Origin of the sequence: Lactobacillus selangorensis (assembly GCF_001437205.1) — a bacterium.
In the GTDB taxonomy this organism is placed as follows: Bacteria; Bacillota; Bacilli; order Lactobacillales; family Lactobacillaceae; genus Paralactobacillus; species Paralactobacillus selangorensis.
Genome location: NZ_JQAZ01000001.1, coordinates 134741 through 151754 on the forward strand (window position 1 = coordinate 134741; position 17014 = coordinate 151754).

The following is a 17014-nucleotide window of genomic DNA, read 5'->3' on the forward strand; positions in this document are numbered from 1 at the left end:
TTGTCAAAAACTGGTGAAAGAAGTAAAATAAGTCAGTTATCGTGACAAATCTTGATGAAAAATAAAACGACGGGCGAGCAGTCTTTCGATGCTTGGTCGTCGAGGAGGAACGATTGTGAAAGTTACTGAGGTTACGGCTGCGAATTTTAAGGATATGGTCCGCGTTGCAGCGCACCGCTTAAATAAAAATGCCGAATTTGTCAACTCCCTCAATGTTTTTCCGGTCCCAGATGGGGATACGGGAACCAATATGAATTTAACTTTTCAAAGTGGAGCCAAGGCAGTCAATGAATCCACATCGGATAGTGTCGGCGAATTAACGAAGGCACTTGCGAAAGGCTTATTGATGGGTGCTCGGGGAAATTCGGGCGTCATTAGTTCCCAACTTTTTCGTGGGTTTTCTAAAAGTACTGAAAATAAAAAGAGTTTAACAGCGCAAGATTTAGCGGCTGCCTTTACGCATGGCGTTGAAACGGCTTATAAGGCAGTCATGAAGCCGGTTGAAGGGACAATCTTGACCGTTGCCCGTGAAGCTGCTAAAGCCGGTAATCGCAAGGCCAATGAAACGGATGATGCCGTTGAAGTCATGGCTGCCATTGCTAAAGGAGCACGGCGGGCACTGGCTAAAACGCCAGATCAATTGCCGGTCTTAAAAGAAGTCGGTGTCGTTGATTCTGGCGGTCAAGGATTGGTTTTCATTGAAGAAGGCTTCTTGGAAGGCCTGAGCGGCGATGTGACCGACCAGGATGTTTACCAGCCCGATGAAACCGAAATGGATGAAATGGTCAATGCGGCCCATCATCAGAGCGTCCAGAGCCAGTTGTCGACTCAAGACATCAAATATGGCTACTGTACCGAAATGATGATTGAAATCGGCAAAGGCCCAACTAGCGACCGTAAATTCGATTATGACGAATTCCGCAATTATTTAAATGATTTAGGCGATTCGCTGTTGGTCGTGGCCGATGATGAAATCATCAAGGTTCATGTCCATACCGAACACCCTGCTAAAATCTGGGATTACGGCCAGCATTATGGCTCGCTTGTCAAAGTCAAAATCGATAACATGCGAGTTCAGCATGAAAATATTATCGAACGGGACGAAGAAGAAAAGGGCGTCCCTGAAGCACCATCCCACTATGGCATTGTGGCCGTCGCATCTGGGAACGGCATCTCCGACTTGTACAAGAGTCTCGGGGCGACCTACATTCTTCAGGGCGGCCAGACGATGAATCCCAGCACACAAGACATTGTCGATGCGATTCAGAAGGCCAACGCTGAACAGCTGATTGTCCTGCCGAATAACAAAAATATTCAGCTGGCGGCTGAACAGGCGGCCGATTTGGTCGAACAGCCGGTTGCAATTGTGCCGAGTCGTTCGGTGGCACAAGGGATGACGGCATTGCTGTCGTTTAATCCGGAGAGCGACTTGGCGACGAATAAGGATGAGATGACGGCTGCTTTAGCAACCGTGCGCAGTGGTCAAGTCACACGTGCGGTTCGGGATACACAGCTGAACGGCCGGACGATTCAAAAGAATGACTACATGGGTATCGTCGACGGTGACATTCGGGTCAGCGAACCTGACCGTGTGCAAGCAGCTATCGATATGGTCAAGACGATGCTTGATGAGGACAGCGAAATCGTCACGATTTTGATCGGTGAAGACGGTGTGAAGAGCGAAGCCGAACAGATTTCTGCCGCTGTTATGGCAGCAGATGAGGACCTTGAAGTTGAGATTCACGAAGGCGACCAGCCCGTTTATCCGTATCTGATTTCGGTTGAATAAGCACTAAAAGGAGGCTCTGGCAGCGATGCGGGCCTCTTTTTCAACAGGTGGAAAGGAGCAGGCACATGCAGCCTAATTTGCAAGATCCAGTGACCGTTTTGAGCGGCGTGGGCCCCAAACGAGTCACGGCCCTCAAGGAACTCGGCATCGAAACGATTGCCGATTTACTCTACTATTTTCCGTTTCGGTATGAAGATTTGAAAGTCAAAGAACTTGCCGACGTCGCCGACCAGGAAAAAGTGACCCTCAAGGGGGTGGTGGTCGCTGATCCCGTCATCAGCCGTTTCGGACCGCACCGCAACCGGCTCAATGTCCGCCTGCTGATCAATCATGCCGTGATTCGGGTCACTTTTTTCAACCAGCCGTATTTAAAAGATAAATTTACGACCGGCACCGAAATCGCCGTTTATGGCAAGTGGGATGCGAAACGCAAGAGTTTGACCGGAATGAAAGTGCTCGCCGTTCAGAATGAGGACCACCCATCGTATGAACCGATTTATTCCGTCAGTAAAAAGATTCGGCAGGGGACACTCGTCAAACTGATTCAGGAGGCCTATAAACGTTACCAAGGACTGCTGGTCGATTTGGTTCCCAGCAATGTCCGCAGCCATTACCGTTTGATGAATGAACAGGAAATGGTCCAAGGCATGCATTTTCCCAAGAGTCTCGAAGAAGCACAAGCAGCCCGCCGGACGGCCATTTTTAGAGAATTCTTTTTATTCCAGCTGCGCCTGCAGACGCTCAAAAATTCGAATGACCGGCCCGAAAACGGAGTCGCCCTTGAATATGATAATGATGCTTTGAAAAAGTTTATTAAAACTTTCCCGTTCGAATTGACGAATGCCCAGAAACGGGTCGTCAATGAAATCTGCCGGGATATGCGGCGCCCGCAGCATATGAACCGTCTCCTGCAGGGGGATGTCGGATCTGGGAAGACAATTGTGGCCGCAATTGCGCTGTTTGCGACTGTGACGGCAGGGTATCAGGCGGCGTTGATGGCGCCGACCGAAATCTTAGCCGAACAGCATTATAACAAGCTGGCCAAATTATTTGCGCCCCTGCATGTGTCGGTCAGCCTGCTGACGGGCTCGTTACGGACCCAAGATAAACGGCAGGCGCTGGCTGACTTGCGCAGCGGCCGGACCAACATCGTCATCGGGACCCATGCCTTGATTCAGGAGGATGTCGATTTCAAACGACTCGGTTTAGCCATTATTGATGAACAGCACCGTTTTGGCGTCAATCAGCGCCGTATCTTACGGGAAAAGGGCCAAAAGCCGGATATCCTGACGATGACAGCGACGCCGATTCCCAGAACCTTGGCGATTACGGCCTATGGTGAAATGGATGTTTCGACGATTGATGAGATGCCAGCGGGGCGTTTGCCGATTCAAACGACGTGGATTCGCAGCAATCAGGTTCAGAATGCCCTGCAGTTTGTCCGTCAGCAGCTCGAAGCCGGCCAGCAGGTGTTCGTGATTACGCCGTTAATTGCCGAATCGGAGACGCTCGACCTGAAAACAGCCGAACAGATTTACGACCAGATGAACGCCGTCTTTGGCAACGACTTCAAAGTGGCGCTGCTGCATGGTCAGATGAAGGATGACGAGAAGAATGCCATCATGGCCGATTTTGCCGCCGATCGCGTCCAATTATTAGTGGCGACGACCGTTGTCGAAGTCGGCGTCGATGTCCCGAATGCCAATGTGATGCTGATTTTCGATGCCGATCGGTTCGGGCTCGCCCAGCTGCATCAGCTGCGGGGCCGGGTCGGGCGTGGCAAGGAACAGGCGTATTGCATTTTGATTGCCGATCCAAAGAATCAGACGGCGATTGAACGGATGACGATTATGACGGAGACAACAAGCGGTTTCACTTTGGCCCAAAAAGATTTAGAATTACGGGGTGCCGGTGATGTCTTCGGCGATCGGCAGTCGGGGCTGCCGGCGTTTAAAATCGGTGACCCGGTGGCCGACATCAACAGCCTGCAAGTTGCTCAGCTCGAAGTGCAGAAGCTGTTTGAGGCCGATCCCGACCTTCGTGAACAGGAACACTGGCCGTTGGCGCACTATCTGGATGTCCAGAAGCTGCGCCAGCCGAGTTTTGATTAAAAAGAGAAATGAGGAAACAAAATGAAAATCGCAGTGGATGCAATGGGCGGCGATCATGCGCCCCAAGTCATCGTAGAAGGAGTTGAACGGGCTCGGGATGCTTATCCGGACCTCGAATTCACCTTATATGGCCGTGAACAAGAGATTCGCCAATATTTGAAGAAAGACGAGCGCATCACAATTGTGCAGACGGATGTCGTCATTGACGGCAATGAATCGCCGGTCAAAGCGATTCGCAGCAAAAAAGATGCCTCCATGGTGCTCGCTGCTAATGCCGTTAAATCCGGTGATGCCGATGCCTTATTCTCATTAGGCAGTACTGGTGCACTCTTAGCCGCCGGATTATTCATCGTCGGCCGCATTAAAGGGATCGAACGGCCGGGTTTGATGCCGACTTTGCCGGCAGTCGGCGGCGGTATTTCCAGCTTCAACATGCTTGATGTCGGAGCCAACGCCGAGAATCGGGCCAGTCAGCTGTACCAGTATGCCTTGATGGGCAGCTACTACGCCCATGATATCCGCCACATTGAACATCCCCGCATCGGACTGCTCAATAATGGGACTGAGCCGCATAAGGGCGATGATCTTCATCAGGAAGCCTTCAAATTGATTGCGGCCGATAAGTCGCTCAATTTTGTTGGCAACGTCGAAGCTAGCAATCTGTTCAACGGACCGGCCGATGTAGTCGTGACCGATGGTTTTACCGGCAATGCGACTTTGAAGGCAATTGAGGGGACGGCTAACACGTTATTGCATCTCCTCAAGCATTCAATCATGGATGCTGGTGTGAAGGAGAAATTAGGCGGTTTACTGCTCAAGCAGAGCTTGGGCGGCCTTAAGACGACGTTTGACACGTCTGCGTATGGCGGCGCTGTTCTGCTCGGTTTAAAAGCACCGATTGTGAAGGCGCATGGTGCGGCCGATTCTGAAGCGGTCTACTACACCGTACGGCAGATTCGTGAAATGCTGCATAATCAAACGATTCAAAAAGTAGTTGCTTATTTTTCAGAACAAGCGAAAATAGAGAAGAAAGATTAAAAAAGGGGTGCTGGCACATGACAGACCAAGAAATTTACGACAAAATTGCCAAATTATTAGAAGATCATTTTGATTTGACGGCGGACAAGATTAGCAACGATTTGAACTTCAAACGCGATTTAGACGCTGATTCCATTGATATGGTGGAATTCGTCTTAGAATTAGAAGATACTTTTGGTGCTGAAATTCCCGACGACGATGCTGAGAAAATTCAAACAGTCGGCGATGCCGTGAAATATATTCAGGCACACCCAACTAAGTAGCACTGCATTAGGCTTTCGGCGGGATTTGATTTCCTGCTGAAAGCCTTTTTTTATGCCCTTTTTGTGAAGAAAATAAGAAAACAATGATAAAAATACTTGCAATGTGGCCGAATACACCCTATAATCTAAAATAATTATTAGATTACTTATCAAATTCTAATAATTCATTTGAAAGAGGAGGCCTGTTCATGCCAGATGAAACGACACATTTATTAGATATTCAGCATCTGCACACTGGATTCCGTGTGGGCGACGCGTTTTATGACGCCGTTGATGACATCAATCTAACATTAGATAAAAATGAGATTTTAGCGATCGTTGGCGAATCAGGCTCTGGTAAGAGTACGTTAGCAACCAGCATCATCGGATTACATAATCCGAAGAACACCCGTGTTCGCGGCACAATCGCATATAACGGCCAGAATTTAGTCGGTCTCGACGAAACAGCCTTTAATAAGATTCGTGGCAACGATATCGGGATGATCTTCCAGGATCCGTTATCGGCGCTCAATCCATTGATGCGCTGCGGCGACCAAATTGCCGAAACCCTTAAATATCACACCAAGTTAAATAAACAAGAACGGAAAGAACATGTTTTAGCGATTCTTGAGCGAGTCGGGATTCCTAATCCGAAACTGACTTACCGGCAGTATCCGCACGAATTATCCGGCGGGATGCGGCAGCGGATTATCATCGCCATCGCCATTGCCTGCAAGCCGCCGATTATTATCGCCGACGAACCGACAACAGCGCTCGATGTCACGATTCAAGCCCAGATTTTGGATTTGTTGGAAGACATCGAAAAAGAAACAGGTTCCGGCATTATCCTGATTACCCATGATTTGGGTGTCGTCGCCGAAACCGCCGATCGGGTTGCAGTGATGTATTCCGGCCAGATTGTCGAAGAAGCACCGGTCAATGAGCTGTTCGCCCATCCGCTGCATCCCTACACACGTTCACTCTTAAATTCAATGCCGCAGTTGGATAACGTTGAAGACAAGCTCCATGTCATTCAAGGCACGGTGCCGTCCTTAAAAGATATGCAACCGGATGGCTGCCGCTTTGCCCCCCGCATTCCTTGGATTCCGGCGAGTGCTCATGAAGCCCATCCAACGATGCATGAAGTAGGACCCAATCATTACGTCCGCTGCACTTGCTACAAAACATTTCATTTTCAAGATGCGTTAAGTTCCGTCGAAGGAGGAATCGTGAATGTCACTGATTGAAGTAAAGCATTTAAAAGTTCACTATCCAGTTCGGACGGGTTTCTGGAATCGGATCACGAGTTATGTCAAGGCCGTCGATGATGTCAGTTTTAACATCGAAGCCGGACAAACTTATGGGTTGATCGGCGAATCCGGTTCAGGCAAGTCGACGACCGGCAAAGCCATCGTCGGGCTCGAAAAAGTTACTTCCGGCCAGATTTTATATGAAGGCCAGGATATTACCAAAGCCAGCGTTCGCAAATCGATGCACTACAACAAAGACGTCCAGATGATTTTTCAGGATTCCTTATCCAGTTTGAATCCCCGTAAACGCATCGAAGACATTATTGCCGAACCAATCCGCAATTTCGAACATTTGGCACCGACCGATGAGCAGAAGCGGGTCCAGCAGCTGCTCGATATTGTCGGGATGCCGTCTGATTCAATTTACAAGTACCCCTTCGAATTCTCAGGCGGCCAGCGCCAGCGAATCGGGATTGCCCGAGCCGTTGCGACGCATCCCAAACTGATTATCGCCGATGAACCTGTTTCAGCGCTCGATTTATCGGTGCAGGCGCAGGTGCTCAACTTTATGAAAGACATTCAGCAGGCGTACCACATCAGCTTCCTGTTCATCTCGCATGATTTAGGGGTCGTCAAGCATATGTGCCCTGACATGGCAATCATGAACCAAGGCCGTTTTGTTGAAACTGGGACTCGGGAAGATATTTACGAACATCCGCAGCACATTTACACCCAGCGGTTATTATCGGCGATTCCCGAAGTCGACCCGACCCATCGGCAACAGAATCGCAAGCATCGGCAGGCCGTTGAAAAGAAGTTTCAATCTGAAAAGAAGGATTATTACGATCAAAACGGCCGGGTCTTCGATTTGCAGCAGCTGACCGAACATCATGCCGCCGCTGTCAAGCCGGAGCAAGCCGACTTATGCCGCCAAGAAATCGAGCACGACCGCTACCCAGATGAATTGCCCTTGAGAATGGAGGTGGAGTAGCATGTGGAAAACCATTTTAAGACGGGTGCTCCTGATGATTCCCCAAATTATTATCTTGAGCCTGATGGTCTTCATGCTAGCCAAGATGATGCCTGGTGATCCGTTTACCGGACTCGTCACTCCCCAGACCGATCCATCTCAGCTCCATCGTCTGCGGGTCGAAGCTGGTTTCTACAATCCATGGTATGTCCAGTACCGGGATTGGGTCGTCAACATGTTCCATGGCAACTTCGGGACTAGCTACCAGTACCACCGTTCCGTAGCCAGTATGATCGGCGAACGGGCCGTCAATACTTTCTGGCTGGCACTGCTGACCTTCGTTTTGACCTACTTGATTGCGATTCCAGTCGGGATTATCGCTGGTCGTTACGAAAGCAGCTGGAAGGATAATGCGATTCAGGTTTACACCTACATTACCCTAGCCATTCCAGCCTTTGTGTTCTACTTATTCGGAATCTGGCTATTCGGTTATGTGCTCGGTTGGTTTCCAACCAGCGGTTCGATTTCGGTCAGTGCGACCGGCATGATCGGCAAAGTCGGCAGCATGCTCTACCACATGATTTTGCCAGCCTTGTTAGCGGCGATTCTGGCCACCACCAGTATTATTCAGTACTTGCGGAGCGGCATCATCGATAACAAGCAGGAAGACTATGTGCGGACGGCCCGTTCCAAAGGGGTACCGGAACGCGTTGTGTTCAGCAAACACATCCTGCGGAATTCGTTTCTGCCGATTGCCGCTTTCATCGGCAACAACTTTGCCGTTTTGATCGGCGGCTCCGTCTTTACCGAAACGATTTTCTCTTACCCAGGTTTAGGACAGCTGTTCATCTCATCGATCAGCAGTCGTGACTATTCGATTATTACCGCATTGGTACTGATTTTCGGAATCTTCACCCTGTTGGGGAACTTGATTTCAGATATCATCTTGCGGGTCGTCGATCCACGGCTGCGGATTCAATAATAGAAAGGAGGAACCAGTATGGATGCAGAAGAAATTCAAGGCAAAACCATCAAGGAAGAAAAGGTCAGTGCACCACCGTCGGCCTTTCAAGTCCTGCTCCATGAATTTGCCCGTGATAAAGTCGCCATGGTCTCGCTGATTGTTGTGACCTTAATCATCTTGACGGTGTTCATCGGCTCGCTGTTTCTGAACACAGGGTCGGTGACCCAGGTCAATATTCTCGACCAGTATGATGCACCAGGTACCAACGGGTTCCTGCTTGGCGCCGATGAAGGTGGACACGATGTCTTGAAAATGCTGATTGTCGGGGCTCGGAATTCGATTACGATTGCCTTCTTAGTCACGCTGGTCAACGAAGGCGTCGGAATCATTTACGGGACCATCGCTGGTTATTTCGGCGGCAAAGTCGATAACATCATGATGCGGGTCGTTGATTTCGTCATGATTCTGCCGGCGCTGATGATCGAAATTGTTCTGGTTACGATTGTGCCGCATTACAACATGTTTTCCTTGGTCTGGATTATTGCCATGTTCAGCTGGGTCGGCACAGCCCGCCTAATCCGGAGCAACGCCTTGTCGGAAGGTCAGCGTGAATACGTTGCCGCCGCCAAGACATCGGGAACATCGAATTTCAAGATTATTTTCGGAGCGGTTTTACCGAATATCAGTTCCTTAGTCATCGTCGATGCCGCACTGACCTTTGCGGCCAGCATCGGGATTGAAACAGGATTGACTTTCTTGGGTTACGGGCTGCCGAACTCGACACCTAGTTTAGGAACCTTAATCGGCTATGCCAACGACCCAGAAGTCATCACGAGCAAATGGTGGGTCTGGCTGCCCGCCGCATTATTGCTCTTAGTCTTATCAATGGGCATCAACTATATCGGCCAAGCGTTACGGCATGCCGCTGATGCCCGGCAACGGAGTTAACAAGCGTCACACATATTTGCACCTGTAAAATGTTTGGGAGGAAGATTCATATGAAAAAGAAGCGCGCATTAGGATGGCTGACCCTCGCTGCGACATTGACCTTATCACTCGCCGCCTGTGGCAGTAAATCATCACAATCATCGTCGTCAACACAGAAGCATTTTGCAGAAACAGTCAGCAATAAGAAGCAGTCTGTCAAAGGAGGGACTTTTACATACGGGGAAGTCACCGATACACCGTTTAAAGGAATCTTTGAAGATACCCTGCAAACAGACACCCCTGACCAAGAAGTCTCGCAGTTCGGGTTTGAAGGCCTCTTCAAAACCGATAACAACTATAAAATCGTTGATGGTGGTGCCGCAAACCTGAAATTGAACCAAAAGGCTAAAACCGCCACAATCACGATTAACAAAAACGTCAAGTGGTCCGATGGGGTTCCAGTGACCGCCCAAGATATCGTTTATGCTTACCGGATTTTAGGCAGCAAAGCCGCTGCTAGCCAGCAGTATTCCAGCACCTTGGAAGATATCGTCGGCATGGCCGAATACCATGAAGGCAAGTCCAGCACCATCAGCGGTTTGGAAGAACCAAAGGGTGCCAACGGAAATGAAGTCGTTATTCATTTCAAGCAGATGAAGCCAGGGATGGCTTACTCTGGGAACGGCTACTTCTGGGAATCTGCCTCGCCAGCGCATTACTACAAGAACATTTCGATGAAGAAACTGATTTCGTCGCCGCAAGTGCGTAAGAAGCCACTGTTCTTCGGCCCTTACAAGGTTAAGAGTGTCGTTTCGGGTCAATCGGTCGAATACGTTCCCAACAAGTATTATTACGGCAAGAAACCGAAGCTGAGCAAGATTTCGGTTCAGGTTGTCTCGCCGGATTCCGTCGCCGCTGCAATCAAGAACAAGAAATTTGATTATGTTTCCGTGCCAACGTCACAATACAAAAACGTCAAGAGCACCAAGGGCGTTCAATTTATCGGCAAGCAATCCTTATCCTACAGCTACCTTGGTTTCAAGGTCGGCAAGTACGACAGCAAGACAGGGACTAACGTTGAAGATAAGAATGCCAAGATGAACAACAAAGCGCTCCGGAATGCAATTGCATACGGCATGAACGTGTCGCAGGTTTCTAAGAAGTTCACGGATGGCTTGAGCTATCGTGGGACAACTTTGATTCCAACCATCTTCAGTAAGTACCATGACAGTTCTGAAAAGGGTCATCCGTATGACATCAAGAAGGCTGTTAAGCTGTTGAACAACGCTGGTTACAAGATTGATAAGAAGACCGGCTGGCGGACCCAGCCAAATGGCAAGCCGCTGACAATCCACCTGGCCGCAATGTCCGGTGCTTCGACGCAACAGCCAACCGTTCAGAACTACCTGCAAATCTGGCGGAAGAAGCTGCACTTGAACGTCAAGCTGACTACTGGTCGTTTGATTGAATTCAACAGTTTCTATGACAAACTTGAAAATGACAACAAAGATGTCGACATGTTCTTAGGGGCATGGTCCTTATCCTCAGAAGCTTCGCCTTACCAGTTGTACGCTGCTGAAGCACCCTTTAACTTCAGTCGTTTCAACACCAAGGAAAACACCAAGCTTTTGAATGACATCGATTCTGCGAAGGCCTTCAATAATGCATACCGTGTCAAGGCCTTCAAGAAGTGGCAAGCCTACATGAACAAAGAAGCTTATGTTGTTCCGACAACTTACAGCACGGATGTTTATGCAGTGTCGAGCCGTGTCACTGGTCTGAGCTTGAAGCCGTCCTTCAGCTGGGCAAACGTCGGGGTTTCCTCGAAATAATCATTCTGGTTCCAAAATGATTCGACTCCGAATCATCTTTAGAGCAATTTAAATTCTATGGGTACGAAAAGAACACTTCCTGAAAGGGGAGTGTTTTTTAATGCTCAAAATTGCTATAATAAAGGAACGAGTGGCTTTTTTTTGAAGACACACTCAAATCAAGGGAGGACCTGATTAGCATGGATGCGGGATTGATCAATGAGTTGCGCGACCAATATGGAATCGTCTTTAACGACATTGCCCTATTGGATGAGGCGTTTACACATTCATCGTATAAAAATGAACACAAAGAATTAGCATTGAAAGACAATGAACGATTGGAATTCTTAGGCGATGCCGTCTTGGAACTGACCGTTTCGGAATATTTGTATAAGAAGTATCCGCAACTGCCTGAAGGCAAACTGACGCGATTACGAGCGGCGATTGTGCAGACGAAGAGTTTTAGTTCGTTTTCCAAAGAGGCTCATTTCGATCAGTATATTCGTCTTGGTAAAGGTGAAGAACAGGCGGGTGCCCGTAAACGGCTGACGCTGCTTGAGGATTTATTCGAAGCTTTTAATGGTGCGCTTTATCTTGACCAAGGCAAAGATGCCGTCGTTCGTTTCATTACCCAAGTGATTTTTCCGAAGATCGATGCTGGGGACTTTTCGTATGCCCTCGACCACAAGACCAACCTTCAGGAGTATCTGCAGCGGAATGGCGAAGTGGCGATTGAATACCATGTGCTGTCTGAAAATGGACCGGACACGGCACATCGCTTCAAAGTCGATGTCGAAGCCGATGGTAAAGTGTTAGGCACCGGGACCGGAAAGAATAAAAAAGCGGCCGAACAGATGGCGGCGGCCGAAGCGCTGGCTTCTTTAGGAGCCGACGATACATTATTACCGCAAGATTAAGTTTTAGAAGAGAAAGGGACATGCGAAGGTGCAACTGAAATCATTGACGATGAATGGCTTTAAGTCATTTGCCGATAAGACGACCCTTCATTTTTCGGAAGGGATGACCGGTGTGATCGGTCCGAACGGCAGCGGCAAGAGCAACATTACCGAAGCCATCCGCTGGGCGATGGGTGAACAATCGGCCAAAAGTCTGCGTGGGGAACGCATGCCCGATGTGATTTTCGCTGGAACGGCTTTACGCAAACCGCTGAACCGTGCCGAAGTCACTTTGACGTTTGATAACTCAGATCATTATTTTCCTAAGATGCCGGATGAAGTTACAGTGACCCGGCGTCTTTTTCGCAATGGCGAAAGTGAATTTTATCTGAACCAGAAGGCGTGCCGTTTACGGGATATCGTCGATTTGTTTATGGATTCCGGCCTTGGTCGTGAATCGTTTTCGATTATTTCACAGGGCCGGGTCGAAGAAATTTTCAACAGCAAGCCTGAAAACCGGCGGGGCATCATTGAAGAGGCCGCCGGTGTTTTAAAGTACAAGCAGAAGAAAAAGCAGGCTGAAAAAGAGCTCGCCGAAACAAGCGATAATCTGGCGCGTGTGTACGACATTGTCCATGAATTGGAAGACCAGATTGGCCCGTTGCAGGAGCAGAGCAGTATTGCCACCGATTATCTGCGGCAGAAAAAGGACTACGATGCCCTGTATCAGCAGCTATTGACCTATGAGATTACTGATTTGGCCGCACAGCAGACAGCTACGCAACGCAAGGCCGATGAATTAAAGGCGACGGTCGCCCATTTGAAGCGGCAAGTCGCACATGCAACGACGGCCAACCAGCAGAACAAAGACCAGCAGCAGCAATTGACGACCCAGCTTGATCAGCAGCAGGAACAGCTTCTGCAGCAGACCCAGCTGGCAGAAAGTTTAGTCGGGCAGGATAATGTGGTGGCTGAACGTCAGAAGAACAATCAGAGCCAGCTCGATCAAGTGACGCAGCAGCTGCAAACGGCTCAAAAGCAGCTGACCGCTACGCAAACGCAGGTCCAGCAGTTGCAGACGGAACTGACGGCCAAACAAGCCGCTTTAGCACAGCACCAGCAGGAAGCAGCGACTTTAACCAAAGCCCAAGCCGGCGGTGAAAAAGCCCTGCGAGCCGAAATCGAACGGCTGCGTTCAGTCTACATTGACCAGATGGAAGCCCAGACGAACCATCGCAACGAACTGAGCTATGCCCAGAAACAGGTTGCACAATTGACGGGCCAGCTCTCCCGGCAGAATCAGGCCGACCAGCAGACCAAAAACTCGCAGCAGGCGCTGACCACAAAACAGCAGGACCTCAAAAAGGAAACGGCCGGCTTAAAAGAACGAGTCGATCGCTTTCAGCAGGAACTGCAGAAACTGCAGCAGACGGACAAAAAACTGCGCCAGTCCGAAAAGGACGAACAGAATAAGTATTATCAGGCGTTGGGCGTTTTACAGCAGGCCCAAGCCAAACAAAAAGGACTCGCCGAATTGGCGGACGAACACGCCGGTTATTACCAAGGCACGAAGGCTGTTTTGCAGCACCAGCAGGAGCTATCGGGTGTACTGGGTGCGGTCGCTGATTTACTGACCGTTCCCAGAGAAGACCAGCTTGCTTTGGAAACGGCGCTAGGCGGCCAGCTGCAGAATGTTGTCACTACAGACGAATCAGCTGCCCAGCAGGCAATCGAATATTTGAAGGCGCATCGCTTAGGGCGGGCAACGTTCCTGCCATTATCGACGATGCGGCCCCGTTTTATTCGCAGCAGTGCCGAACAGACGATTCGCCAGCAGGAGGGCTTTCAGGGCATTGCCAGTGAACTCGTCCAGTACGATTCCCAGTTTAAGCCGGTGATCGAGCATCTGCTGGGTAATTTATTGGTGATCGATACCTTGCAGCATGGAGTCCAATTGGCCCAGCGGACTCATCATGAATACCGGATTGTTACCTTAGCCGGCGACCTTTTGAATCCCGGCGGTTCGATGACCGGCGGCCGTAGTCAGAAACAGCGGACCGGCCTTTTGGAACGGCAGCAGAATCTGACCGACCTCAATCAGATGATTGCTAAAATGCAAGGGCAGCTCGACCAGCAGCAGAATCAATTGACCGCTTTGCGCAATCGGCTTGGCGATAATGAACAGCAGCAGGCGGACTGCCAAAAACAGTTGGAACCGCTGCAAGCTAAGTGGCAGGAACGTCAGAATGATTTGACGCTGGCCGAACAGCAAGTCTCGCAGCTGGAACGGACGGTGCAAGGCAATCTGTTCACGCAGCGTCAGCAGCAGGATGAGCTCGAAGCCGCCCAGCAGAAGGCGGCGGCCTTAGCGCAGACGACTGATGAAGTAGCGCAAAAATTGGCCGCAGCCAAGCAGAATCTGGCGGATGCCAATTCACGGCTTGACCATTTTGCCGATACGCAGAAACAAGCGGCCGAGCAGCTGCAGCAATTGCAGACGGAGAATGCCGTTGCCAAGTCGGAAGTGGCCCATGTGCAGGAACAGGCAGAAACGGCTCGCCAGCAGCAGGACACTTTGCAGCAGCAGGTGACGGACTTAACGACTCAGCAGCAGCAATTACAGACGGCGCTCAAACAAAGCACCGGTTCGACAGCGGAACGGGCCCAGCAATTGCAAACGGCTCGCACCCAGATTGCCGCTTTGAAGAAAGCGATGGCGGCCGCTAAAGCCCAACGGACCAAGCTGCAGGCTGAACAGCAGGATCTGGATGCTCAGCTCCAGCGGCATTATGCCCTGCAGGAAAATGCACTGGATGAGCAGAAGGAAAACTCGATTCAGCTCGATCGGCTAAAGAGCGGCCTGGACCGGCGTTTAGCAACGCTGCGGGACCAGTATGAGCTGAGCTATGAAGCTGCTCAGGCCCAACAACCGGCCGATTGGCAGCCGCACGATACGAAAGAAAAACTGAAATTATTAAAACGCGGCCTTGACGACCTCGGCGATGTCAATTTAAATGCAATCGATGATTACAAACGGGTCAAAAAACGGTATGATTTTCTGACCCAGCAGCAGAACGACCTGCTGGATGCCCAGAAACAGCTTCAGACGACGATGGACCAGATGGATACAGAAGTCGCCCATCGGTTTAAAGAAACTTTTGATGCGACCGCACAGGCCTTCAACGAGATTTTTCCGTTGATGTTCGGCGGCGGACATGCGACACTGACCCTGACCGATCCGAGTCATCTGCTGACGACCGGCATCGAAATTACGGCCCAGCCGCCGGGCAAAAAATTGCAGCGGCTCAGCCTGTTATCCGGTGGGGAGCGGGCTTTAACGGCGATTACGTTGTTATTTGCGATCTTACGGGTCCGGCCGGTGCCATTCTGCATTTTGGATGAAGTCGAAGCATCCTTAGACGATGCCAATGTGGCCCGGTTCGGCCAGTTTATCAAACATTTCGAACAAGATTCGCAGTTTATCGTCATCACCCACCGGAAAGGCACGATGACGGCGGCCGACCGTTTGTACGGGATTACGATGGAAGAATCGGGGATCTCGAAGGTCGTTGCCGTGTCACTCGAAAACGAATCTGCTTAATGAGGAGGAAAAAAGATGGGATTATTTGATCGACTCAGAAAAACATTCGGCGGACAAGAAACACCCGCCCAAGAGCAGGAATCCGAAAAATACGATCAAGGCTTGAAGAAGTCCCGCACCACATTCGGCCAGCGTCTGAATGCGTTGTTTGCGAACTTCCGGACGGTCGATGAAAACTTTTTTGATGACCTTGAAGAAATGCTGATTGAAGCCGATGTTGGTTACGATGTTGCCATGAAACTGACCGATGCACTCCGTGAAGAAGTCAAGCTTCAAAACGTCAAATCGTCAGCCGATGTCTCCCGAGTCATCGTCGAAAAATTAGTCGACATGTACGGTGAAGAGGGCGAAAAAGAGCATGATAACCAGCTCGCAGTTGCGCCAGAAGGCCAGCCGACAGTCTACCTCTTTGTTGGGGTCAATGGGGCCGGCAAAACGACGACAATCGGCAAACTGGCCCATCACTATCAGAGTGAGGGCCAAAAGGTGCTGCTGGCGGCGGGCGATACGTTCCGTGCCGGCGCAATCGAACAGCTCCAGGAGTGGGGTCGGCGCGACCATGTCGATGTTGTTGCGGGCAAGGCCAACAGCGACCCGGCTTCAGTTGTCTTTGATGCCGTTAAAAAAGCCAAAGAAGAACATTATGACATTCTGCTGGTCGACACGGCCGGCCGTCTGCAGAACAAAGTCAATTTGATGAACGAGCTGGATAAAATCAAGCGGGTCATCGTGCGGGAATTACCGGATACTCCTGAAGAAACCTTATTAGTCCTGGATGCGACGACGGGTCAGAATGCCTTGAATCAAGCTAAAGAATTCAACAAAACGACCAAGGTCAGCGGCATTGTCCTGACTAAATTGGATGGGACTGCCAAAGGCGGAATCGTTTTGGCAATTCGCAACGAACTGCATATTCCGGTCAAATTAGTCGGTTTGGGTGAACACATGGACGATCTGCAGCGTTTCGACGCCGATCAGTTCATCTACGGCCTGTTCAAGGGCTTAATCGCACCGCAAGAACCCGTTGCTAAAACGACGACGGAAGCGACAGCTGAATTACCGGCGGAGGATGACGGCGACAATACGGCCAGTGAAGAGCCAGCGGTTGAAACGACAACTGCCGAAGCCGATTTGCCAGAGCATGATGACGGCGATAATGCGGACAGTGAAGAGCCAGTGGTTGAAACGGCAACGGCCGAAACCGATTTGCCAGAGCATGATAACGGCGACAATACAGCCAGCGAAGAGCCGGTTGTTGAGGCGACTGCCGCACCGACCGCCGAAATAGCTGCTTCTGAAATGGAGACGACAACCGCAGTGACGAGCGCCCCAACGACGGTTGAAACGACCGCTGCCATTACGGCCGCACCGACAAATGCACCAACTAGTGTTCCAACAACAGAAGCCACGACTGT

The 17014-nt window shown here is 50.2% G+C and carries 11 protein-coding genes and 1 pseudogene; all 12 read left to right on the forward strand.

Annotated features, from left to right (window positions below; genetic code table 11):
- The first annotated feature begins 115 nt into the window (after window positions 1-115).
- Window positions 116-1789: a DAK2 domain-containing protein gene (locus IV40_RS00715; RefSeq protein WP_057768414.1), complete on the forward strand. Its 1674-nt coding sequence runs from the start codon at window positions 116-118 to the stop codon at window positions 1787-1789.
- Between the two features lie 65 nt (window positions 1790-1854).
- Window positions 1855-3900, forward strand: coding sequence for an ATP-dependent DNA helicase RecG (gene recG, locus IV40_RS00720; protein ID WP_057768417.1), 2046 nt, complete (start codon window positions 1855-1857; stop codon window positions 3898-3900).
- Window positions 3901-3921: 21 nt separating this feature from the next.
- On the forward strand, window positions 3922-4938 hold the full coding sequence (gene plsX / locus IV40_RS00725) for a phosphate acyltransferase PlsX (RefSeq protein WP_057768420.1): 1017 nt from the start codon (window positions 3922-3924) through the stop codon (window positions 4936-4938).
- A gap of 17 nt (window positions 4939-4955) precedes the next feature.
- A complete protein-coding gene (gene acpP / locus IV40_RS00730) occupies window positions 4956-5201 on the forward strand; it encodes an acyl carrier protein (RefSeq protein ID WP_057768423.1) in 246 nt (81 codons plus the stop codon).
- Between the two features lie 188 nt (window positions 5202-5389).
- On the forward strand, window positions 5390-6427 hold the full coding sequence (locus IV40_RS00735) for an ABC transporter ATP-binding protein (protein WP_057768425.1): 1038 nt from the start codon (window positions 5390-5392) through the stop codon (window positions 6425-6427).
- Window positions 6414-7421 carry an ATP-binding cassette domain-containing protein gene (locus IV40_RS00740; RefSeq protein ID WP_057768427.1) on the forward strand — a complete coding sequence of 336 codons (1008 nt, stop codon included), beginning with the start codon at window positions 6414-6416 and terminating at the stop codon, window positions 7419-7421. The genes IV40_RS00735 and IV40_RS00740 overlap by 14 nt, the downstream gene beginning before the upstream one ends.
- 1 nt (window position 7422) lies before the next feature.
- On the forward strand, window positions 7423-8382 hold the full coding sequence (opp4B, locus tag IV40_RS00745; RefSeq protein ID WP_057768429.1) for an oligopeptide ABC transporter permease: 960 nt from the start codon (window positions 7423-7425) through the stop codon (window positions 8380-8382).
- Window positions 8383-8400: 18 nt separating this feature from the next.
- Window positions 8401-9312 carry an ABC transporter permease gene (locus IV40_RS00750; protein WP_057768431.1) on the forward strand — a complete coding sequence of 304 codons (912 nt, stop codon included), beginning with the start codon at window positions 8401-8403 and terminating at the stop codon, window positions 9310-9312.
- Window positions 9313-9362: 50 nt separating this feature from the next.
- Window positions 9363-11123 (forward strand): oligopeptide ABC transporter substrate-binding protein, encoded by a 1761-nt coding sequence (locus IV40_RS00755; protein WP_057768433.1) that lies wholly within the window; start codon window positions 9363-9365, stop codon window positions 11121-11123.
- A gap of 179 nt (window positions 11124-11302) precedes the next feature.
- Entirely contained in the window at window positions 11303-12019 is a 717-nt protein-coding gene (rnc, locus tag IV40_RS00760; RefSeq protein ID WP_057768435.1) for a ribonuclease III, read from the forward strand.
- A 28-nt stretch (window positions 12020-12047) separates the two neighbouring features.
- On the forward strand, window positions 12048-15599 hold the full coding sequence (smc, locus tag IV40_RS00765) for a chromosome segregation protein SMC (RefSeq protein ID WP_057768437.1): 3552 nt from the start codon (window positions 12048-12050) through the stop codon (window positions 15597-15599).
- Window positions 15600-15614: 15 nt separating this feature from the next.
- Window positions 15615-16607 (forward strand): annotated as a pseudogene (gene ftsY / locus IV40_RS10885) (signal recognition particle-docking protein FtsY); the annotation flags it as partial.
- Between the last annotated feature and the right edge of the window lie 407 nt (window positions 16608-17014).